Annotated in this window: 24 protein-coding genes; 10 read left to right on the plus strand and 14 right to left on the minus strand. The window is 60.8% G+C overall.

What is annotated here, in order from left to right; translation table 11 throughout:
• Positions 1–34 precede the first annotated feature (34 nt).
• Positions 35–1147: a polyamine ABC transporter substrate-binding protein gene (locus tag AC0IYS_RS11380; RefSeq protein WP_471705244.1), complete on the plus strand. Its 1113-nt coding sequence runs from the start codon at positions 35–37 to the stop codon at positions 1145–1147.
• 264 nt (positions 1148–1411) lie between these two features.
• On the opposite strand, the gene sixA is transcribed toward AC0IYS_RS11380, so the two are convergent.
• On the minus strand, positions 1412–1879 hold the full coding sequence (gene sixA, locus AC0IYS_RS11385; protein ID WP_471705245.1) for a phosphohistidine phosphatase SixA: 468 nt from the start codon (positions 1877–1879) through the stop codon (positions 1412–1414).
• Between the two features lie 67 nt (positions 1880–1946).
• Entirely contained in the window at positions 1947–4046 is a 2100-nt protein-coding gene (gene ppk1, locus AC0IYS_RS11390; protein WP_471705246.1) for a polyphosphate kinase 1, read from the minus strand.
• 316 nt (positions 4047–4362) lie between these two features.
• Between ppk1 and pstS the strand changes: the two genes are divergently transcribed.
• The 7 genes from pstS (at position 4363) to phoR (ending at position 11067) form a co-directional block, all read left to right on the plus strand.
• Positions 4363–5409, plus strand: coding sequence for a phosphate ABC transporter substrate-binding protein PstS (gene pstS / locus AC0IYS_RS11395; RefSeq protein WP_471705247.1), 1047 nt, complete (start codon positions 4363–4365; stop codon positions 5407–5409).
• Positions 5410–5560: 151 nt separating this feature from the next.
• Positions 5561–6568, plus strand: a complete 1008-nt coding sequence (gene pstC, locus AC0IYS_RS11400) for a phosphate ABC transporter permease subunit PstC (RefSeq protein ID WP_471705248.1) — start codon at positions 5561–5563, stop codon at positions 6566–6568.
• Positions 6565–7455 (plus strand): phosphate ABC transporter permease PstA, encoded by an 891-nt coding sequence (gene pstA, locus AC0IYS_RS11405; protein ID WP_471705249.1) that lies wholly within the window; start codon positions 6565–6567, stop codon positions 7453–7455. The genes pstC and pstA overlap by 4 nt, the downstream gene beginning before the upstream one ends.
• A 31-nt stretch (positions 7456–7486) precedes the next feature.
• Entirely contained in the window at positions 7487–8290 is an 804-nt protein-coding gene (gene pstB / locus AC0IYS_RS11410; protein ID WP_209718996.1) for a phosphate ABC transporter ATP-binding protein PstB, read from the plus strand.
• 36 nt (positions 8291–8326) lie between these two features.
• Positions 8327–9043 carry a phosphate signaling complex protein PhoU gene (gene phoU, locus AC0IYS_RS11415; RefSeq protein WP_090320873.1) on the plus strand — a complete coding sequence of 239 codons (717 nt, stop codon included), beginning with the start codon at positions 8327–8329 and terminating at the stop codon, positions 9041–9043.
• A gap of 9 nt (positions 9044–9052) precedes the next feature.
• Complete coding sequence (locus AC0IYS_RS11420; RefSeq protein ID WP_090320876.1) at positions 9053–9742, plus strand: response regulator; 690 nt, start codon at positions 9053–9055, stop codon at positions 9740–9742.
• Positions 9743–9753: 11 nt separating this feature from the next.
• The gene (gene phoR / locus AC0IYS_RS11425) at positions 9754–11067 is read left to right on the plus strand and encodes a phosphate regulon sensor histidine kinase PhoR (protein ID WP_471705250.1); all 1314 of its coding nucleotides are present in this window, start codon (positions 9754–9756) and stop codon (positions 11065–11067) included.
• A 116-nt stretch (positions 11068–11183) separates the two neighbouring features.
• Here phoR and AC0IYS_RS11430 read toward each other — a convergent pair whose 3' ends face one another.
• From AC0IYS_RS11430 to AC0IYS_RS11475, 10 genes are all read right to left on the minus strand, one after another.
• Positions 11184–11783: a hypothetical protein gene (locus tag AC0IYS_RS11430; protein ID WP_471705251.1), complete on the minus strand. Its 600-nt coding sequence runs from the start codon at positions 11781–11783 to the stop codon at positions 11184–11186.
• A complete protein-coding gene (locus AC0IYS_RS11435) occupies positions 11764–12153 on the minus strand; it encodes a CHAP domain-containing protein (protein WP_471705252.1) in 390 nt (129 codons plus the stop codon). Before AC0IYS_RS11435 ends, AC0IYS_RS11430 begins: the two co-directional genes overlap by 20 nt.
• Before the next feature lie 164 nt (positions 12154–12317).
• The gene (locus AC0IYS_RS11440) at positions 12318–12719 is read right to left on the minus strand and encodes a VOC family protein (RefSeq protein WP_471705253.1); all 402 of its coding nucleotides are present in this window, start codon (positions 12717–12719) and stop codon (positions 12318–12320) included.
• 60 nt (positions 12720–12779) lie between these two features.
• Positions 12780–13133 (minus strand): hypothetical protein, encoded by a 354-nt coding sequence (locus tag AC0IYS_RS11445; RefSeq protein ID WP_471705254.1) that lies wholly within the window; start codon positions 13131–13133, stop codon positions 12780–12782.
• Positions 13134–13230: 97 nt separating this feature from the next.
• Positions 13231–13608: an SMI1/KNR4 family protein gene (locus tag AC0IYS_RS11450; protein ID WP_471708845.1), complete on the minus strand. Its 378-nt coding sequence runs from the start codon at positions 13606–13608 to the stop codon at positions 13231–13233.
• A 305-nt stretch (positions 13609–13913) separates the two neighbouring features.
• Positions 13914–15803 carry an AI-2E family transporter gene (locus AC0IYS_RS11455; protein ID WP_471705255.1) on the minus strand — a complete coding sequence of 630 codons (1890 nt, stop codon included), beginning with the start codon at positions 15801–15803 and terminating at the stop codon, positions 13914–13916.
• Between the two features lie 153 nt (positions 15804–15956).
• A complete protein-coding gene (locus AC0IYS_RS11460; RefSeq protein ID WP_471705256.1) occupies positions 15957–16253 on the minus strand; it encodes a hypothetical protein in 297 nt (98 codons plus the stop codon).
• A 129-nt stretch (positions 16254–16382) separates the two neighbouring features.
• A complete protein-coding gene (locus AC0IYS_RS11465) occupies positions 16383–16724 on the minus strand; it encodes a YkvA family protein (protein WP_471705257.1) in 342 nt (113 codons plus the stop codon).
• A 91-nt stretch (positions 16725–16815) separates the two neighbouring features.
• Positions 16816–17691, minus strand: coding sequence for a lysostaphin resistance A-like protein (locus AC0IYS_RS11470; protein WP_471705258.1), 876 nt, complete (start codon positions 17689–17691; stop codon positions 16816–16818).
• 49 nt (positions 17692–17740) lie between these two features.
• On the minus strand, positions 17741–18529 hold the full coding sequence (locus AC0IYS_RS11475) for a MipA/OmpV family protein (protein ID WP_471705259.1): 789 nt from the start codon (positions 18527–18529) through the stop codon (positions 17741–17743).
• A 168-nt stretch (positions 18530–18697) separates the two neighbouring features.
• Here AC0IYS_RS11475 and AC0IYS_RS11480 point away from each other — a divergent pair, with 168 nt between their 5' ends.
• Complete coding sequence (locus AC0IYS_RS11480) at positions 18698–19360, plus strand: glutathione S-transferase family protein (protein ID WP_471705260.1); 663 nt, start codon at positions 18698–18700, stop codon at positions 19358–19360.
• A gap of 91 nt (positions 19361–19451) precedes the next feature.
• Here the strand turns inward: AC0IYS_RS11480 and AC0IYS_RS11485 are convergent, their stop codons facing one another.
• Positions 19452–19982 carry a phasin family protein gene (locus AC0IYS_RS11485; RefSeq protein ID WP_471705261.1) on the minus strand — a complete coding sequence of 177 codons (531 nt, stop codon included), beginning with the start codon at positions 19980–19982 and terminating at the stop codon, positions 19452–19454.
• Between the two features lie 158 nt (positions 19983–20140).
• On the minus strand, positions 20141–21460 hold the full coding sequence (locus AC0IYS_RS11490) for a M24 family metallopeptidase (protein ID WP_471705262.1): 1320 nt from the start codon (positions 21458–21460) through the stop codon (positions 20141–20143).
• A gap of 78 nt (positions 21461–21538) precedes the next feature.
• On the opposite strand from AC0IYS_RS11490, the gene AC0IYS_RS11495 reads away from it, so the two are divergent.
• A complete protein-coding gene (locus AC0IYS_RS11495) occupies positions 21539–22321 on the plus strand; it encodes an alpha/beta fold hydrolase (RefSeq protein WP_471705263.1) in 783 nt (260 codons plus the stop codon).
• Positions 22322–22324 lie beyond the last annotated feature (3 nt).

Consider the following 22324-nt stretch of genomic DNA (forward strand, 5'->3'; position numbering starts at 1 on the left):
CGGGTTGTGTATGAATCCACTTTTCGGAGGTGCTATGGCAGGGAAGTTCGTTGGCGCGGCGCTGGTCGCCGCAGGTTTGATGGCCGCCGTGGGGCAGGTCGCCGCCCAGGCGCCCGAGGAAAAAGTCCTCAACATCTATAACTGGTCCGATTACATCGCGGAAGACACGGTTAAAAACTTCGAAAAAGAAACGGGCATCAAGGTCCGTTATGATGTTTTCGACAACAACGAGATTCTCAATTCCAAGCTGGTGGCCGGCAAGTCCGGTTACGATATCGTGGTGCCGACGGCGCCATGGGCGCGCCTGCAAATCGAAGGCAAGTTGCTGCGCAAGCTGGACAAGTCCAAGCTGCCGAACCTGAAGAACCTCGATCCGGCGATCCAGGCCAAGCTGGCCAGCATCGACCCGGCCAACGAATATCTGGTCGACTGGCTGTGGGGCTATACCACGGTCGGTATCAATGTCAACAAGGTCAAGGCCGCGCTGGGCAACCTGCCGATGCCGGAGAATGCCTGGGACCTGCTGTTCAAGCCTGAGTATGTGTCCAAGCTGAAATCGTGCGGGGTGTCGTTCCTGGATTCGCCATCGGAGGTGTTGCCTGCCGCGCTGATGTACCTCGGCAAGCCGGCGTACTCGAAAAACGCCGGCGACTACGCCGAGGCGGGCAAGCTGCTGACGGCGATTCGTCCCAGCGTAACGTTGTTCAGCTCGTCGGGCTATATCAACGACCTGGCCAACGGCGCGGTCTGCGTGTCGCTGGGCTGGTCTGGCGACATCAACATCGCCCGCCAGCGCGCGGTCGACGCCAAGAACGGCAATGTGATCGAAGCGCTGATACCGAAGACGCCGGCGGCGTTGATGTTCGACACGATGGCGATTCCGGCCGACGCGCCGCATCCGAACAACGCGCATTTGTGGATCAACTACATCATGCGTCCCGAAGTGCATGCCAGCCTGACCAACAAGGTGTTTTACGCCAACCCGAACACGGCCAGTCTGAAATTCGTGCGCAAGGACATCGCCGCCAACAAGACGATTTTCCTGTCGGAGGCCGACAAGCAGCGCATGGCCGCGCCGGAGGCGGTGCCGGCGGATATCCGCCGCGTGATCACCCGCACCTATACCAAGTTCAAAACCGGCCGGTAAGACCGGACCGGCCGTAAACGAACATCGGCGCCAATCGGCGCCGAGCGGGCTTCGTACGAAGCGAGATGCTATTCGTGATAGCGGTCGGTCAGTTTCTGTTTGCTGCCTGCGGTTTCCTGCACTATTTCGTAGACAACAAGGGCGATCATTCCTCCGAAGATCCCCATCGTGAGCAAGGCAAACATCGTATCCCCCTCTGGTTGGTACGATTTCACTTTAGCAGATCATTGCCGCTTTGCAAGCTCGACCGTGATCGCGCCGTCGTTATTTCACCACCAGGTCGGCCGCCATCACCGCTTTCAGATATACGCTCATGGCATTGCCCGGATCGCGCTGCGCGAACCACCAGGCGCTGGCCTTGCGGATGTCCCATTCCAGGTCGTCGCCCGTCAACAGCATCGAGGCGACTTGGCCCAGGGTTGGCTGATGGCCGACCACCAGCACCGACTCCTTGCCGCCGGGCCAATTGGCCGCCTTCAGGATATCGGACGGATCGGCGCCCGGCGCCAGATCGGTATGGATTTTGTATTTGCGTCCCAGCGCCTCGACCGTCTGCAAGGTGCGTACGGAAGGGCTGGCCAGGATGCGGCAGCTGTCGGGCAACTGGGAATTGAGCCATTGTCCCATGCGGCGCGCCTGCTTGACGCCCTTGGTCGTCAGCGCCCGTTCCAGATCGGACATGCCGGGCACCGCATCCTCGGCTTCCGCATGCCGCCATAAAATGAGATCCATGCTTTTCTCCTGATATTAGAAAAAGATCCCAGCGGCGAACCTTCCGGCCCGCCGTGCATTATTTTTATTAACTGTCGCCGAGGCTGGTCCCCGGCGTGCCCAGCGTGTCCATCAAATGCTGCTGCGCGCTGAAACCAACCTGCTTGGCGCGCGTCTTGCGCCGTGTGTAATGACCGTCCGCCTCCAGCTCCCACGCGTTGACGTTGTCCTTCAGATACGGATTCAAGCCCTCGGCCAGCACGCGCCGCTTGAGGGTTTTGTCCAGGATCGGGAAGGCCACCTCGATGCGGCGGAACAGGTTGCGGCTCATCCAGTCCGCGCTCGACAGCATCACGTCGTGCGCCAGATCGTTGCGGAAGTAGTAAATACGGCTGTGCTCGAGGAAGCGGCCGATGATCGAGCGCACGCGGATGTTTTCCGACAGTCCCGGCACACCAGGCTTCAAGGTGCACGCGCCGCGCACGATCAGATCGATCTTGACGCCGTCCTTGGACGCCGCGTACAGCGCGCGGATCACCGATTCGTCCACCAGCGCGTTCATCTTAACAATAATACGTCCCGGGCGGCCGGCGCGCGCGATACGCGCCTCGTTGCGGATGGCCTTGATGATCTCGTTTTGCAGCGCGAACGGCGCCAGCCACAAATGCGTCAGGCGGTGCGGCTTGGTCAGGCTGGTCAGGTGGATGAACACCTCGTTGACCTCCTGGCTGATGCCCGGATGGCAGGTCAGCAGGCCGAAGTCGGTATAAAACTTGGTCGTCGTCGGGTGATAGTTTCCGGTGCCGAGGTGGGCGTAGAAGCGCAGCTTGCCTTCCTCGCGGCGGATCACCAGCGCCACCTTGGCGTGGGTTTTCAGGCCGACCACGCCGTACACCACCTGGGCGCCGGCCTGTTCGAGTTTATCCGCCCAGTTGATGTTGGCTTCCTCGTCGAAGCGCGCCTTGAGCTCGACGATGACGGTCACTTCCTTGCCCATGCGCGCGGCCGTGATCAGCGACTCCATCAGGTCCGAGTTCATGCCGGTGCGGTAAATGGTTTGCTTGATCGCCACCACGGCCGGGTCGAGCGCGGCACTGCGGATGAAGTCGATCACCGTCTGGAACGACTGGAACGGGTGGTGCAGCAGGATGTCACCCTTGCGCAGCGCGGCGAAGATGTCGGCGCTGCCTGGTTTTTGCGCGATGCCGGGGAAGAACGGCGGGAAGCGCAGCGCCGGATTGTCGACGTGGTCCATGATTTCGGTCAGGCGCACCAGGTTGACCGGGCCGTTGACCGCGTACAGGCGGCTTTGATGCAGGCCGAACTGGTCGAGCAGGAACTGCGACAGTTCCGGCGGGCAGTTCTTGGCCACTTCCAGCCGCACAGAGGTGCCGAACTGGCGGCCCTGCAACTCGCCCTTGAGCGCCTGGCGCAGGTTCTTGACCTCGTCCTCGTCGACCCACAGGTCGCTGTCGCGGGTGACGCGAAATTGCGAATAGGCGATCACTTCGCGCCCGGCGAACAGGTCGGAGATGTGCGCGTGGATGATCGACGACAGCAGGCAGAACGACACGCCGCCGCTGTCTGACAGCTCGTCGGGCAAGCGGATCACGCGCGGCAGCACGCGCGGCGCCTTGACGATGGCGATCGCCGTGCCGCGGCCGAACGCGTCCTTGCCGTTCAGCGAGACGATGAAATTGAGACTTTTATTGACGACCTGCGGGAAAGGGTGGGCCGGATCGAGGCCGATCGGCGTCAGCAGCGGGCGCACCTCGGTGTCGAAGTATTCCTTGACCCAGGCGCGCTGGGCTTCGTTGCGCTCGTTGTGGCGCACCAGGTGGACGCCGTTGGCGGCCAGTTCGGGCAGCACTTCCTGGTTGAGGATTTCGTATTGGTGCTCCACCAATATATGGCATTCCTCGCAAATGCGCGACAGCGTGGCGACCAGGGCGGGGTGGTTGGCCAGCGAGCCGTCGACACTGCCGGCGGCCAGCAGGCTGGCTACGCGCACCTCGAAAAACTCGTCCAGGTTGCTGCTGGCGATGCACAGATAACGCAGGCGCTCTAATAAAGGAATGTTTTTGTCTTCGGCTTGCGCCAGAACCCGCCGGTTGAACATCAGTTGCGACAGTTCCCGGTCCAGAAACGCAGAGTTCTTGTTTACTTCAGCTTGCAAGTCAGGCTTCATGTCTTTTTAATCACTTTGCAGATGGTGTAATTCTAGCCTGTATCGACAGAATAATGATTGCAACAGTGTAAATACAAAATATGACAACTCTGTGACAAGGCCTGTCATAAATGACGTCGACGCTTGTCACAATTGTGACAAGAGGGCGTAACATTGGCCAGTCCGTTTATGACATATTAGGCTTTCTCATAGGGAGAAGGGTGTAAAAAACATGGACACATGGTTATTTCCGAGATTTTTTTGGCATGTCATAAACCTGTCATATTGCCCCGGTAGACTGCGCAACATCCTAACCTGTCATAACAAAGGACTTGAAATGCGAATCAAACAATTGATCTCTTCCCTGGTAGTGGGCGTGTCTGCCGTGATGGCATTCTCGTCGGCCGCCACCGCCGCCGATATGACCGGCGCGGGCGCCACCTTCCCGTACCCGATCTACGCCAAGTGGGCCGAGCAGTACAAAGCCGCCACCGGCAATGGCCTGAACTATCAGTCCGTCGGTTCGGGCGCTGGCATCAAGCAGATCAAAGCCAAGACCGTCGACTTCGGCGCGTCGGACATGCCACTGAAAGCGGAAGACCTGGACGCCGAAGGCCTGATGCAGTTCCCGGCCATCATGGGCGGCGTGGTCACCATCGTCAACCTCGACGGCATCACCCCTGGCCAGCTGAAGATGACCGGCCAGATCGTTGGCGACATCTACCTGGGCAAGATCACCAAATGGAACGCGCCTGAAATCGCCGCCGTCAACCCGGGCGTCAAGCTGCCAGCGGAAGACATCACCGTCGTGCACCGCGCCGACGGTTCGGGCACCTCGTTCCTGTTCACCGACTTCCTGTCGAAAACCAACGCCGAATTCAAGACCAAAATCGGTTCGGGCACCGCTGTGAAGTGGGTCGTCGGCGTGGGCGGCAAGGGCAACGAAGGCGTCGCCGCCAACGTTCAGCGCATCAAGGGTTCGATCGGCTACGTCGAGTGGGCTTACGCTAAGAAGAACAAGATGTCGCACACCCAGCTGAAGAACAAGGACGGCAACTTCATGCAGCCTGACGACGAGTTCTTCAAGGCCGCCGCCGCCAATGCCGAGTGGACCAAGACCCCGGGCTTCGGCGTCGTGCTGACCGACCAGGCTGGTAAAAACTCGTGGCCGATCACCGGCGTGTCGTTCATCCTGATGCACAAGGTGCAGGCTGACGCGGCCAAAGGCAAGGAAGTCGTCAAGTTCTTCGACTGGGCCTTCAAATCGGGCGGCAACGCTGCCGTCGAACTGGACTACGTTCCACTGCCGGCTTCGGTGATCAAACTGGTGCAGGACTCCTGGAAAGCCAACCTGAAAGACGCTTCGGGCAAGGCCATCTACTAATCCTGACTCCCTTCGCCGCCCGGCAAGTTCAAGGCGGCGAGGGGGTTAGCCTGCGGCGCCCAACCGGACGCCGCAGGCTAGCCTACATCAACGAGATAACAATATGAGCGCTGATATCACTTCCACGCCACTTCCAAAACCGGAGCAGTCGATGCACACCAGCACAGCCCAGTCGAACCAGACGACCGCTGCCGAGCAAGCTGCCATGCAGGCGATGCACCGCACCATGCGCAACCAGCGCATCCAGGATTTCTTCTTCCATAAAGTGACGATGACGTTCGCGCTGTCCGTGCTGGCGGTGCTGCTTGGCATCATCATCTCGCTGATGGTCGGCGCCTGGCCGGCCTTCAAGGAGTTCGGCCCGGCCTTCATCACCACTGTCGAATGGGATCCGGTCAACGATAAATATGGCGCGTTGATCGCCATCGTCGGCACGCTGGCCACGTCCGGCATCGCGCTGCTGATCGCCTTCCCGGTCAGCTTCGGCATCGCCCTGTTCCTTACCGAAATTTGCCCAGCCTCGCTGCGCCGCCCGCTGGGCACCGCCGTCGAGCTGCTGGCCGGCGTACCGTCGATCATCTACGGCATGTGGGGCTTGTTCGTGTTCGCGCCGCTGTTCGGCGACCACGTGCAGCCATTGCTCAAAGCCGTGCTGGGCCCGCTGCCGATCATCGGCCCGTTCTTCAGCGGCCCGACCATGGGCATCGGCATCCTGACCGCCGCGCTGATCCTGGCCGTGATGATCATCCCGTTCATCTCGTCGGTGATGCGCGACGTGTTCGAGATCGTGCCGGCCGTGCTGAAGGAGTCCGCATACGGCCTCGGCTGCACCCGCTGGGAAGTGGTGCGCAAGATCGTGCTGCCTTACACCAAGACCGGCGTCGTCGGCGGTGTCATGCTCGGCCTGGGCCGCGCGCTTGGCGAGACGATGGCCGTCACCTTCGTCATCGGTAACGCCAACAAGCTGTCGTTTTCCTTGTTCGCTGCCGGTAACTCGATCGCCTCGACCCTGGCCAACGAATTCGCCGAGTCGGACACCGTGCTGCACACGTCGTCGCTGTTCGCACTGGCACTGATCCTGTTCGTTATCACGTTTATCGTTCTGTCCGCCGCCAAACTGATGTTGGCCGGCATGTCCCGCAAGGAAGGCGTCAAATGAACCAAGCCGTCATCAACTCCGCCGCAAGCATCCCCGCCCCGGTCAACAAGGTCTACCGCAAGCGCCTGCTGCAGCACCGCATCGGCATCGCGTTGTCGGTGTTCGCCATGACCATCGGCCTGGCCGTGCTGGCCTGGATACTGGTCACCCTGATCATCAAGGGCTTCGGCGCCCTGAGCGTGAACATGTTCACCGAAACCACGCCGGCCCCTGGCAGCGAGGGCGGCGGTCTGGCCAACGCCATCTTCGGCAGCTTCATGATCGTCGGCCTGTCGACGTTGTTGAGCACGCCGATCGGCATCCTGGCCGGCATTTACCTGGCCGAGTACGGCGAAGAGAACAAGATCGCGTCGATCACCCGTTTCGTCACCGACATCATGCTGTCGGCGCCATCGATCGTGATCGGTATGTTCGTCTGGGCCATGTACGTGGCCACCACCAAGCACTATTCCGGTTACGCCGGGTCGATCGCGCTGGCGCTGATCGCCATCCCGGTCGTGGTGCGCACCACCGACAACATGCTGCGCCTGGTGCCGAACAGCCTGCTCGAAGCGGCCTTCGCCCTCGGCGCGCCGCGCTGGAAAGTGGCCATGCTGGTGCGCCTGCGCGCCGTCAAGGCCGGCGTCATCACCGGCGTGCTGCTGGCCGTGGCCCGCATCTCCGGCGAAACCGCGCCGCTGCTGTTCACCGCCTTGAACAACCAGTTCTTCAGCAAGGACATGAATGGCCCGATGGCCAACCTGCCGGTGGTGATCTACGGCTTCGCGATGAGCCCTTACGACAACTGGCGCGACCTGGCCTGGGGCGGCGCGCTGCTGGTGACCTTCAGTGTGTTGGCGCTGAATATCATCTCGCGCACCCTGTTCAGCCAAAAAATCCCGAATTAAATCTCATCGACCACTAGAAAAGCGATCGAAAATGAATACGCAACTGAGCCCGGAAAACACCGCCGTCATGACTGGCAACAAACGCAAGACCATCGAAATCAGCGGCCTGAATTTCTTCTACGGTAAGACCCAGAGCCTGACCAACGTCAACCTCGACATCCACGAGCGCCAGGTGACGGCCTTCATCGGCCCGTCCGGCTGCGGCAAGTCGACCCTGCTGCGCACCCTGAACCGGATGTACGACCTGTATCCGGGCCAGCGCGCCGAAGGTTCGATCATGTACCGCGGCCGTAACATCCTCGAAGAAGGCCAGGACGTCAACATGCTGCGCGCCAAGGTCGGCATGGTGTTCCAGAAGCCGACGCCGTTCCCGATGTCGATCTACGACAACATCGCCTTCGGCGTTCGCCTGTATGAAGACCTGTCGAAGGGCGAGATGGACGAGCGCGTCGAATGGGCGCTGAAAAAAGCCGCGCTGTGGGGCGAGGTCAAGGACAAGCTGACCAAGAGCGGCCTGTCGCTGTCGGGCGGCCAGCAACAGCGCCTGTGCATCGCGCGCGGCGTTGCCGTCAAACCGGACGTGCTGCTGCTGGACGAGCCGACCTCCGCGCTGGACCCGATCTCGACCTCGAAAGTGGAAGAGCTGATCAGCGAACTGAAGCAGGATTACACGATCGCCATCGTCACCCACAACATGCAGCAGGCCGCGCGTTGCTCTGACTACACCGCCTATATGTACCTGGGCGAGCTGGTCGAATTCGGCGAAACCGATCAGATTTTCATGAATCCGGCCCGCAAGGAAACCCAGGATTACATCACCGGCCGCTTCGGCTGATCGCACTTATAATATCAACCGGATACGGAGAAGAACATGATCGGTGAGCACTCATCCAAACAGTACGACAACGAATTAGAAGCCATCCGCTCCAAGGTGTTGCTGATGGGCGGCATCGTCGAGACGCAATTCCTCGACGCCATGACCTGCTTCCGCATCGGCAACCCGGAGCGCGCCGACCGCGTGATGCGCGAGGACGACACCGTCAACCAGCTGGAAGTGTCGCTGGACGACGCCTGCAGCCACCTGATCGTGCGCCGCCAGCCGGCCGCCAACGACCTGCGCACCATCATGGCGACGATCAAGGTCATCACCGATCTCGAGCGCATCGGCGACGAAGCGACCAAGATCGCCCGCACCGCCAAGGCGCTGCATGCGCGCGGCGCGGTCACCGTCAACCATTACGAAATGGTGCGAGGCATCGCCAACAACACCAGCGACATGCTGCACGACGCCCTCGACGCGTTCGCCCGCAACGACGGAAAGCAGGCCTTGCAGCTGATCGCCCAGGACGCCGTGATCGACCACGAATTCCGTTCGATCATGCGCAACCTGATCACCTTCATGATGGAAGATCCGCGCACCATCTCGGCCGCGCTGGACACGCTGTGGGTCGCCAAGGCGATCGAGCGCATCGGCGATCACGCCAAGAACATCGCCGAATACGTTATCTACGTCGTCGAAGGCAAGGATATCCGTCACACCAAAACCGTGCAGCCGATCCCCGACGACGTCCCGGCGCAAAGCGAGTAAAACAAGAAAATGGCATCTGATAAAACCACAGTACTGATCGTTGAAGATGAACCGGCGATTGTCGAACTGGTGACGTTCTCGCTGCGTGAAGCTGGCTGGAACTGCTGCGCGGTGCAAAGCGTGGGCGAGGCCTGGGATTTCATCCAGACCCGCACCCCGCAATTGATTTTGCTCGACTGGATGCTGCCTGACCAGACCGGCTTGCGCCTGCTGGCGCGCATCCGCTCGGACCGCCAGTTCAACGAGATCCCGGTGATCATGTTGACGGCCAAGAGCATGGAAGAAGACAAGCTGGCCGGCCTGAACAGCGGCGCCGACGACTACGTCACCAAGCCGTTCTCGCCGCGCGAGCTGCTGGCGCGCGCCAAAGCGCTGTTGCGCCGCAAGAGTCCGGAGCATGCGCAAGCGACGATGCGCGCCGCCAACGTCATGCTGGACCCGGTCAGCTGCACCGTCTCCATGGACGAGCAGAAGATCGACATCGGCCACGCCGAGTACAAATTGCTCAAGTTCCTGCTGGCGCATCCGGAGCGCGTGTTCTCGCGCAGCCAGCTGCTCGACAAGGTCTGGGGCGACCACGTCGTCATCGAAGAACGCACGGTCGACGTGCATGTCCTGCGCCTGCGCAAGGCCCTGAAGGAAGCGGAACATTTGATTAAGACCGTTCGTAGTGTAGGCTACATGCTTTCGGAAAAATAAGTCTTAAAAACATGAATCCAAAACTGGTGTTCTGGGTGCCGGCAGCATTGCGCACCGCTCTTATTTTGGCGGTGTGCGCCTTGCTGGGCTGGATGTTCGGATGGATGACCGGCCTGGTGGTCGCCCTGGTGGCGATGCTGGTGATGGTGTTCGTGCAGCTGTCCTACCTGTACCAGCTGAGCAATTGGATGGACGACCCGCAAAGCGCCAAGCTGCCCGACGGCTGGGGCGCCTGGACCAACATCTTCTCGCGCCTGTACCGCATGCGCCGCGACGACGAAAAGAACCAGGCTGAGCTGACCGAATGGCTGGCGCGCTTCCGCCAGGCCATGCACCTGCTGCCGGACGGCGTGGTCATCATGGACGACGTGCTGTTCCTTGAGTGGTGCAATCCGGCCGCCGAAAAACACCTGGGCCTCACGCACGAGCGCGACAAGGGCATGCGCGTGACCAACCTGGTGCGCAATCCCGACTTCATGGATTACATCATCCTCGGCCGCTACGAGCAGCCGTTGACGATCAGCTTTCGCGAGCGCAAGCTGATCGTGCACATCATTCCGTTCGAGAACCGCCGCCAGATCCTCGTCACGCACGACGCCACCGAGACCGAGCGCATCGAAGAGATGCGCCGCGACTTCATCGCCAACGCCTCGCACGAGCTGCGCACGCCGCTCACGGTGATCGTCGGCTTCCTGGAGATCGCCGCGTCGGAGGGGCTGGACGTGGCCACGCGCTCGGCGCACCTGAAGCTGATGACGGAGCAGGGCCACCGCATGCAACACTTGATCGAAGACATGCTGACGTTGTCGCGGCTGGAATCGGTGGATTACCCGATGCGGCCCGAGCAGATCGACGTGCGCAAGCTGATGGAGCAAGTGCTGCGCGACGCCCGCGCGCTGTCGGCAGGCAAGCATGAGATCACGATGGAGTTCGACGGCCCGGACATCATGGGCAGCTACGAGGAATTGCACAGCGCCTTCGGCAACCTCGCTTCGAACGCGGTGCGCTACACGCCGGCCGGCGGCAGGATCAATCTGGTCTGGCGCGAGTTCGACAGCGGCGTCAAGTTCAAGGTCGAGGATACTGGCATCGGCATCAGTCCGGAGCATATCTCGCGGCTGACGGAGCGTTTCTACCGGGTCGACAAGAGCCGCTCGCGCGAAACGCAAGGCACCGGGCTGGGCCTGGCGATCGTCAAGCACGTGCTGCTGCGCCACGGCAGCACCCTGCAGATCAAATCGGAAGCGGGCAAGGGCAGCAGCTTCATCGTGTGCCTGCCGAAGACGGCGATTGTGCAGCGCCAGCCGGAGTTGATGCTCAACTAGGCCCGGGGCTGAACAAATGCCCACAGATACACGTAGGGCGGATTAGCGCAGCGTAATCCGCCATGCATGCGTCACCGGCGGCGCCCGAGCACTGGCGCGATGAAAAGATACCATGCCTACTTTTTTGTGTCGAAGTACGGTCTGAATGCCTCTCGTAACTCGGGAGGCAAGGCTTCGAAATCTACACGCTGAGCCTTGAGTTCCGCGATGAGCCTGTCACGACCGCCGAATGCTTTCACCGTTCGTGCCGCGAGATCGACTGCAAGCATTTTTAACACTCGATCAGGCACGTTCCCGTTATTGTCGGCGTTCGGGTCATGTGACTCAAAAGTCTCATCTGCACCATCACCGCCGCACTTGTCGCCTGTTACGGTGAACACTGTGCCTTGCTCGGAAAACTCGTATTTTTGTCTGCCAAGGCCAGGACTAATCCGCTTGTAATAACCTGCTAGAACATAATACGAACTTGCCGCGTCTCTTGCTTGACCAAATATCCACATATGGGCCGTGTATCGTTGCTCATCATAAAGCTGCGGACACTTTTCCCGTATATGCTCTGGAAGTGGCTCGACGCTTATCTGTTCGAGCGGCACACGCAGGCCCAATACTGGGACCGTCAGGAATTGCGGCGGCTTATCACTCCCGGTTGCCGACGCTGCCGTGCTGATTGCAAAGAGAGCCGTAGTGGCGATTCGCTTAATAGCGGTAGACGGCATATTGAGGCCTCTCGCTCCGGTATTTTTTGCCCGCCCAAAAGTCTCGCTGGACAAAATCTGAGATCCATTTCTGACCGTCATAACCCGCAACGTGCCCTGCAATGCTGCTCTTGTGGGATTGCATCACCATCACGTCGCCGCGAATAAAATTGTATTTATCCGGATCATCGACCTTAATTTCGTGAAAGCCGAGCCGTTCGAAGGTCAGGCAATAAAGCTTTCCGTAATGAGGAGGGCTGAATTCGTTAAAATGCGCGCCGGCTGCTTGAAGTGCTTTTCTGACGTATTCGCCGCACTTCCCGTGTCCCGGCGGGCCATCGTCAGCCGCATCACGCAAATGTTTAATGAATTTTTCGATATTTACCGGCATGGCGCACCCCTTAGGCGATCTTGTTAGCTCCGGTAAGTATTGCATTCTGGCATGGACGCGCATTGTGTGAGGTCAAGCGTATGGCACCGTCGGCGACGATGGCCATCCTGGGAGGCCGCCGTAGTGATGCTCAACTGAGGCATGCCTTCATCTGACCCCTGATGTCATGTACCCTTGTTGATTTTCCAAGGTACACCGAAACGGTCGACCACAATTGCATAGCATGGCGACCAGAATGTTTTCTGCGGCGAGAGCACGATATGCCCTCCGGTTTGTAAGGCGTCGAAGAAGGATCTGACCTTCGCCTCGGAGTCGACACCGAGCAGCACATATAATCCTCTCGGCTTCTCGTAGCGGCTCGGGTCGACGTCCGCACCAGCCAACTCAACACCATCGATACTGATATTCGCATGGACGATTTTATCGCCATGCGACGCCGATGACGCAGGCATAGGGGCGTCTTTCGCCCGGAGCATCGTGCCGATCGTTCCACCAAGGTGCTTGGCGTAGAAATTAAACGCTTCCTCACACTGCCCGTTGTAATCAATATGAAATGACAAGCTCATGTTGGATACGTCCTCAAATGGTTATGCCGTTTTGCTTTGCAAGCGTTACCTGCGGCTGAGTTAAAAATCGACATATTTAGCCCATAACATTCCGAAGTAGCCGAGCCCGGCGCCCAAGAGACCTGCGAGCACAATAGCTTCGAGCGGCAAGTGCCATAGTACGGATAGCATCATCAGGGCCGCAGCGCCAAACGAGACTCTACCGATAAAACTCGCCCTGATCTTGATGTCGCTTTCCGGGTCAAATGCCAGTATGCCGCCCAGCAAAAATCCAAAGCAGCAAGCCGACGCAAACCAGCGGAGTAATGATTGCCATGATCCGCCGGTCCAGGGCGCTGCGTGAAGCAGTGCCGCGAATCCGCAAATTAAGGCAAACAGCGCCGCAAGGGAAAAGGCTTTGATTGAGTCGCGCATATGCCTCCCACAGTAGTCATTCAGGTAAGCGAGAAATGAACTGTGATAAATAGTATAAATCGTTTATATAGTATATGAAATCTTGAGGGGGAATTCATCAGATCATATCGGGATCGAGACTGAGTTCGTCAATAAAAACCTCAAAGGTGGGCGCGACCTCAATTAACCGCATTCCCTCGTCATGCCGGCATAGCTTCACACTAGCCGGATTGTCCGACAAGTCGATAAAAAATTGGTCGCCCCCGCCAGTGTTGGCAAATGGAACAGCGTGCTCGCCCAAGATCGGGCGCCAATGAGACATTGCATGCCATATGCTTTCTGTTCCTTTGTCATTCGCGGCGAGATGGTAAAAGCGATTGACCGCGTATCGTCCATCCGGGCCTGCAACGGAATCGAATTCCGGATGACCTCCGTTCGAGGTCTGCAGAAGAAAATATAATCCGGGCGGCAGCGACACTCCAAACGCTTGTTCAATTCAGCAATGTCTTCCCTGGAGGGCGCCGGACGATTTACGGCCTTCCCACACTCATTTATGTTCAGTTCAGCCAAGTTTCTCATTATTTATTTGGTCATGATTACTTCACCCGCTTGACTTGGTTAGACCAACACAGGCCCGATGCCTTCCGCAGCGGCGACCGGCGACGCGAGGGGAAGCGCGACGGAAGCGATTGCTAACAAAGAGAAAAGTTTCATGGACTTGTCCTTATAGCTCCTGAAAAATACAATTTACACAAGACTATTTTTTCTTGTCGCTCTGCTGTTAAACCTCTGCATCGAACATTATGGAAAATTTTCCTTGAGTTGCAACGCCTTCAAGCAGCTCTGCAACGCATCTTCGAACGAATAGGCCACATGGTCGGCCTGGTCGAACGTGCACTCGCGTAGATCTGGATTTTCAAAAGGACTCGGCAACAGCACTGCGAACTGCTTGCAGTGCGGCAGACTTTCGCGGAACTTTTGTATCGCCTGCTTCATCTTGTCGCGGTCGTTGAGCGGATCGATACTGACCAGGCAGACGATGGACACCAACTCCGGCGACGCTTCAGGCGGCGCCGGTTCGTCCAGATCCTCCATGCTCATGCTGCGGGCGTCGATCTTCTGCTCGCGCAGCACGCGCACCAGGATCTCCGTGGCCAGTTCGTCGAACTGGCCGTCGAGGCCGATCGTGAGCACCAGGCTGCCGGGCGGCACGTCGAAGGATCCCTGCCACTCGCCGGTGGCGGAAATGCGGCTGTCGCGCAGCTGGCGGCCGATGCCGACCCCCGCCAGCGCCGACACGCTCTTGCGCCGCTTCCACCACTTCGGATTGCCGCTCAGCGCCTCGATGACGGCGATCACGGCCGTGCTGACCTTGACTTCCTCCTCCGGCGTGATGGCGTTGTCCTTCAGGTCGAAATGGGCCAGATGCAGCGCCGGCACCAGCACGCCGTCGCAATACGCCGCCAGCGACTTGTGCTGCATGTAGCGCTTGGCGCTGGCGACGATCTCGTGGGCATCGCCGGACAGGATGCGTTGATAGAAATTCTGCGGCATCGTCAGCGCGGGCAATTCGCCGAACATGATCTCCAGCACCTTGAGCGCGCGGATATAGCGGCCCGCCACCACCAGGCACAAGGTTAGCGGCGTCGACAGCACCAGCCCGACCGGCCCCCAGATCGCGCTCCAGAAGATCGCCGCCACCACCACCGACAGCGGCGACAGTCCCGTGGTGTGGCCGTACAGTTTGGGCTCGATGGTCTGGGCGACGATGATGTCGACCACCAGGAACCAGCCGAACGTCATCAACGCCAGCGACCAGCCGGGATCGATGGCGGCCGCCAGCAAGGTGGCGCAGAACGCGGACATCCAGAAGCCGACGTAAGGGATGAAGCGCAGTACGGCGGTCATCGTGCCCCACAGCAGCGCCTGCGACAGGCCGATCACGCTCAGGCCGATCCAGATGGCGATGCCGGTGCAGGCGTTGACGGCGAATTGCGAGATGAAGAAGCGCGATAGCCGCTCGCCGGCGTCGTTGACGGCAATGGTCGTGGCGCGCAAGTCGGCGCCGCCGGCCAGTCGGATGAAGCGGTCGCGCAGCGCCTCATGTTCCAGCAGCACGAAGATCAGCACGATGAAGACGATGCCGGCCATCTCCAGCGGCGGCCAGACCGAGGCGATGATTTTGCCCAGCAACTGCAAAGGTTTGAGCGCGGGTTCGTGGATTTCAACCGGCACCGGCATGCGGCTCGATGCAGGCAAGCCAGGACGCGCTTCAAGCGGCGTGCCCGGCACATCTTGCGTGAAGTGTTCGATCAACTGGCCGGCCGGGCCGCCGAGGCTGCCGATGGTGCCGCGCGTGAGACTGTCAAGCGCTTCGACCTTGGCGGCGATGGTGTCCTGGTATAACGGCAGGCTGGCACCGAGGCGGCTCACTTGCGAAATGATCACCGCGCCTATCATCAGCAGCGCGGCGGTGACGAGCAGCACGCCGGTGAGCACGGAGGCGGTCTGGCCCAGGCCGATGCGGCGCAGCGAGCGCACGAACGGCGCGATCAAAAAGCTGAAGATGAAGGCCAGCGTGATGGGGATGAGCACGTCGCGGCCGAAGTACAGCAGGCCCAGCACTGTGGCCGTACCGACCAGGCCGACGACGGCGTTGGGCAATGCGCGGGCGGGGAGTGAGTCTGACACGTGTTCCTTGTGGGTAGTCTGCGGAGGCAGGCTGCACGCGCCTGCTTTCCGAGCCTAAATTAAGGGCTATCGTGTGTCAATGCTTCTTACCTACTTTGATGCAAGCCGCCGGGCGATTTTGGGGCGCCGGCGGGCATGTCTGGCGGATGGGTTTCAGGTCGTGCTGCGACGCAGGTAGTTGGCCGGTGTGGAAATCGGCAGGTCGGAGACGGTGACCGAGCTGGCCAGGGCCAGCTGGTCCGCTTCGCGCAACTTGGCGTCGGGGGCGAGGACGCGCGCGATGACTTGCGGGTTGATATTAATGCTTTGCAAAAACTCGACCGCGCTTGGCGTGCCGATATCGCGTTGGACTTCCAGCGCTTGCCGGACGATGAATTCCAACGAATGCCAACCCGCCGTTTCCGACGTCTCCGGCGGGCGGCTCTGACGTCTGTCGTGCTCTGGACTCATGTCGTGCTCCTTGCAACGGGGATGAAAAAAGATCGGAAGAAATTTGAATGAGCCCAATTGTAGCCTAACTGGCGGCCCCGCAACACCATCCATCACGACGATTTCCGCGTCACTCAAACTAGTCGCTTACTAGTCGCCGAACCATTGTTTCAGCGTGTCCCGTGCTTTCTGCACATGCTCGTCCTTGATGTGCGCGGCCACGGCGGTGGCGGCAGCGATCAGCACGCCGATATCGTCGGTATAGCCCAAGGCCGGCAGCAGGTCCGGTATCGCGTCGATCGGCGAAATGAAATAGCCGAGCGCGCCGTAGATGGTCGTCTTCGCCCACAGCGGCGTGTCCGGGTCGGTGGCGGAGTAATACATCTTCAGCGCCTGTTCCAGCACTTTTTGCCCGGCGCTCTTCGCGTGGGTCTTTACCTTGTTCCAGAAGCCGGCATCGGAATAGTGCGATGCGTATTCGGTCTTGGCCATATCTGCTCTCCCTGAAGCCCAACATTGACGTGCGAGACAGCCAGTGTAGCTTGCCACGACGTAAAGCTCAAAACAACAGGGAAAATCGATCTCAGCGCAGGGCGGGGTAGCTGAAGGCGATGAAATGGGCGGCGTTGAGCGCAATGTGCAGGAAGATCGGCGCCTCGATGCGCTGCGTCACGTGATAGGCGTAGGCGTAGCCGAAACCGGCGATGGTGGCCAGTAGCGCGTACGGCGCGCCGCCCGGCAGATGGACCAGGCCGAACAGCAGCGCCGAGCAGGCCAGCGCGATCCACTTGCCGCAGCGCCAGCGCGCCAGCGACGCGGCCAGGCGGTGCTGTAGGAAGCCCCGGAAAAAGGCTTCCTCCGCCGCCACGGTGAAGAACAGATTGACGGCGATAAACTGCATTGTCAGCTGCGACAGCTTGAGGTCTGGACGCACCGCGCCGACGGCCGTGGCCAGGCCGAGCACCGCCACCAAAGTGGCCAGCAGCACCGGCAACGACTGCTTGAGCACGCCGCCGAACTCGTTCCACGAACGGGCCCGGCTGCACAGGAAGGCCAGCAAAATCAGACCGACCGCGCCTTTGTCGAAGTTCGCATACTGCGTGAACGGCGCGGCGCCGGGTGAGATCGTGACGGCGTCGATCACCACCGCGTTGTTAAAGCCGGGCAGTTTGTGGATCGCCAGCGCCAGTGCCAACACCGCCGTGACCACACCGAAAATCACGCGCACAGAGCGCTGCGGCGCGCGTGCCGTCATATAGGCCGTGCCGGTCAGCGCCACCAGCGCGACGATGGCCGGCGACCGCAGCACCCCGGCCGCCATGCCCAACACGAGCGCGGCGGCAAAGAACGCCATCCACGGCGCGACGCTCACGCGTCCGAGGGCGACCGGTTTGGCCCACGCGGCGCAAATCGCGGCGGCAAGCAGGATATAAGTGGCGATGGTGGTGTCGGAGATCATGGCGAGAGGTATTTAACTTCGCGCAATAATATCACCTGGGCAACCCCGATCAAAACTTGTAGCTGATACCCGTCATCAGCATCGGCGTCGTCTTGCGCTTGGTCAGCGGGCTGTCGGCGGCGTCACCCAGCAGTCGCGTGAAGCCGACGGCGGTATGGGCCGACCAGCGTTTGTCGATCACGTGGTCCCAGCTGACTGCGGCGCTGACGGCCTCGAAGCCGGACTTGGCCTGGTAGGCCTTGTAACCTGAGCGCGCGCTTTGCGCGCCGGTGACGCCGAAGTAGGTTTGCATGTGCTTGTTGTCGCCGTAGACCGCCGAGCCGCCCAGGCTGACCTGGTCGTTGGTGCCGCTGTACAGTGGCACCGAGGCGCCGAGGGTGTAGGTGGAGCCGTTCTCGCGCTTGCCGACGGCTTGCGTGGTGCCGACGCTCAGGCCGACCTTGCCGAGCTGGTAGCTGGCCGTCAGCACGGCCTGCAAACCGCCGTCGATGTCGCCCATGCCCCGCAGCGCGTCGGAACCGGCGGCGAAGGTGCGTTTTTTCTCGTCGCGCGCGCCGCCGTAGGTCAGCGCGCCGCTCAGGTTGACCGCGCCGACGTTGGTTTGGTAGCCCAGGCCGCGCCGGGTGCTGATGAAGAAGCCGTTGGCGTAGCTGCGTTCCAGGAAAGGCACCGGCACCACGCGGCTGTCGTCGCTGCCGGCGTATTCCGGCACCCAGGCCGCGCCCAGGCCCACCATCAGGCTGTCGCCGTCGGGCGCGTCGGCGGCGCTGCTGTTGGCGCCGAGGGCGCACAGGGTGGTCAGGGCGAAGGCGAGCTTGAGTTGGATGGCGTGGCGCATGGTGGTTATCCTGTCAGTGGTGGTTCGAGGTCCGCCGGTGCGTGATTGCCCGGCTCGGAACGGGCTGAAGTGTGGCAACATTTGCGGTCCGCCGCTATCGGCTTGGCTGAAGTATCATTTGCTGAATTCTCAGGTATCGCGTGGCGATGCCGGCACCCAGGAGCTGACATGTCTTTGACCCTTTACTACCATCCGCTGGCCTCGTTCTGCCACAAGGTGCTGATCGCGCTCTACGAGAACGGCACGCCGTTCGACAAGCGCATCATCAATCTGGGGGAGGAGAGCGACCGCGCCGAACTGCAGGCGATGTGGCCGCCGTGCAAGTTTCCCGTCATCCGCGACCATCAGCGCACCCGCGACGTGCCAGAGACCTCGGTCATCATCGAGTATCTGGACCGCTACTTCCCCGGAGAAAAGCCGTTGATTCCGGCCGACTGGGACGCGGCGCTGGATGTGCGCCTGTGGGACCGCTTCTTCGATAACTATGTGCAGGAGCCGATGCAAACCATCGTCAACGGCCACCTGACCGGATTGCAGTGCGACCAGACCAAGGAGCGCACCAAGCTCAAGACGGCCTACAAGATGATCGAAAAACGCATGACGAGCAGGATATGGATGTGCGGCGACGACTTCAGCATGGCCGACTGCGCGGCGGCGCCGGCGCTGTTTTACGCCAGCACGATCTTGCCGTTCCCGGAGGAGTACAGCCAGTTGCAGGCGTACTTCGAGCGCCTGGTGATGCGGCCGTCGTTCAAGCAGGTGTTGGAGGAGGCGAAACCGTACTTCTCGATGTATCCGTTTGTGCAGGATATTCCGGACCGGTTTTTGTGAGATTTGTAGGGCGGATTAGCGCGCAGCGCGTAATCCGCCATGAGCCGCCGACGGCGCTGGCGGATTACGCTACGCTAATCCGCCCTACGGCTTAGCTCTTGTTGCCTTTGTTCTCGTCGCTTTGCATCGAGGCCGGCTGCTGCATCGCGCGATTCTGCGACGCGACCTGGGCGAACTGGGTGGCCTGGTCGAGGATTTCCTTGCCGGCGGCTTTCTGCATGCGCAGTTGCTGGTCGGTCTGTGCGGCGGCCTTTTGGGTCACCACGTCGGCCAGCTCGGTGGCGGTACGCGCCGTCTGCGGCACGTGCTGTTGCGCGACCTGGTTGATGTTGGTCTGGAAGTCGCTGGTGATCTTCACCAGTTGCTGTTGATAGGTCTGCAGTTTCTGTGCGACCGCCTCGACGGACGGGCTGGCATCGGCGCGCTCGGTGGGCGGCGTCAGCATTGCCGTTTGCAGCATTTGCGTGGAATCCTGCATCCAGCTGCGGCTGAACTGCAGGTTCACTTCTGCAAGTTCGCGCATTGTCTGCACCATGGCAAGCGACACATCGTTAAAGTAAGCGATACGTGCCTCGATGTGATTTTTTGCTGCTGGCGATATGGTTTCCACAAACGAATTCATGTTGATCTCCTCATTCAAATAGCGGCCAAAATGTGAGACGATCCTGGCGCTTTGGCCGGACGCCGGAAGCGATATTCTCTCAGGTGTGCAGAAAAATTGACACACCAGAGCCTGCCGGCATTATTCGTTTTGCGGAGTCAACTCATGCTATCTGTTGCTCAATTGACGGGAGCCGCGCCGCCAGCGGCACGCGGGATCAAATACATGGATTTTTGCCGGCCGTCCAGGTATCGGATGCCCGACTCGTCGAAGAGCGCGTCCTCTTCCAACATGATATTCACCGGCGCCGGCCAGCCCGGCAAAACCGACGCCGCGCTCAGTTCGATCGAATAGGCGGTGCGGTGGCGCAACGCCTCGTCGCCGCTACCCGGCACGCCGTTTTGCATGTCCCACATGCCGATGGCCGGGCCGGCGGCGTGGCCGTGGTAGCCCAGCGGATGGCTGTAAATGGTCGGTTTGATGCCTTCGGCGCGCGCCTGCGCCAGCGCCCCGGCCAGCATCTGGTTGCCGGTGCGTCCCTCCTTGAATTGCGCCAGCAGGATGTCCTGCAACCGGTTGGCCTGGCCGAAGGCCTGCGTCAGTGCAGCCGGCGCGGCGTTCTCGCCCGGTTTGAGGACGTATGCGTGCTGCTGCACGTCGGTGTTCAGGCGCAGGTAGGTGATGCCGATATCGACGTGCAGCAGGTCGCCGGGGATGATCACGGTCGGATCGGCCAGGCCTTTGCCGGCGCGCTGGATTTCCACCGACGGGTGGAACCAGGTGTCGTAGCCGAGGTCGCGGATCTTCTGGCGGAACCACCACACGACGTCGTCGGTGGTGGTGATGCCCGGCGTGATGACGCGCTCGGAAAAGCCTTCGTCGATGATCCTGTGGGTGGCGTTGACCAGTTGCGGGTAGATCTGCATTTCGCGCTGGCTGCGCGTTTCGAGCCAGCGGATCGCCAACGGCTCGGCCGAGACGACCTTTAGCCTGGCCTCGGCCGGCAGCGCCTGCAGCAGTTCTACGTAGTCGGTATGGTCGATGCCGTCGGCGTGGCCGAAATTGCGCGAGGTGTTCAGTGCTATCTTGGCCGGATTGCGGGTTTTGATGATGTCGGCCAGCGCCTCCCACTGGTCGGGGAATTTCTTCATGTCCCAGGCGGCGGCGATGCTTTTGCCGACCGCGTAGCGCGCCACCGCCAGCTTTTCCAGCGTCTTTTTGACCGGATCGCGGTAAAACACAATGATCGTGCGGCGGCGGGCGTTGAGCCATTCGGCCGGCAGCATGGTTTTGAGCACCGGGTCCTCGTTGTACTCGCGCGAGACCAGCACCCACATGTCGATGCCGGTCTGCTCCATCATCCCCGGCAGCAGGTTGTCCAGCCGGTCGGCCAGAAGTTCGTTGACGGCGGCGGCCTGGCCGCGCGGCGAGAGCGCGGCGGCTTGGCAGGCGGTGGAGATAAACAAGGGGAGGGCGAGCGCCAGCAGATATTTTTTCATGCTCAGATGTTGACGGCAGATTACAATGAAGTCAACGATTTGGATACCAACCAACCAACTAACCTGGAGGATCACCGAGTGCAGCCACCAACGATATTCTATTTGCATGGCGGGCCGGGTCTCGGCACGGCGTTCGAGCGCCAGCGCTATCCGGACGCCGACAACGTGCACTGGTGGCAGCAGCCGTCGGCCGTGTCCTGCGCCACGCGCCCGTACCAGAATTTGCTGGCCGCGACCTTGGCCGAGTTCCGGCTCAGCGTCGACATGCTGGGCGGGCCGATGACGATCATGGCCAGCTCCTTCGGCGCCCATCTGGCGGTGCACCTGGCGCGCCAGATGCCGGAATCGATCGCCCGCATCGTGCTGCTGGCGCCGACCTTCAATCCGGAGGAGGCCGCGCTGCGCCTGGCGCGGCACGGCCTGGCGCTGCACGCGCAAGACGCCAACGCCGGCAAGCTGGTGGCGGCGCTGGCGGACTACGAGGCCGCGCCGGGCCGCGCGCGCTTCTGGGACGTGATGGGCGCGTTGTGGCTGCTGCCGAATGTGACGTCGCTGTACTTCGGTCCGAACTCGGGGGATGAGCCGCAGGTGTTCGCCTATCTGCTGCAGCAGCCCGGCGTGTTCGACGGCCCGTCGTCGGTGGCGACGTCGGACGATTTCGCCGCCAGCCCGCCGGAGCCCGTGCGCAGCCCGTATCAGGGGCCGGTGTCGGTGATTTTCGGCGAGTTCGATCCGATGATCGATCCGGTGGTCGATTGTGCGATCTGGAAGGAAGTGTTTCCGCAGGCCGCCGTGCATACGCTGCCGACGGGGCATTTCCCGTTGCTGGAATTGTCGATCGAGGCGTGTCTGAACCCTTAATTG

The sequence above is a fragment of the Duganella sp. AC237 genome, assembly GCF_979254035.1.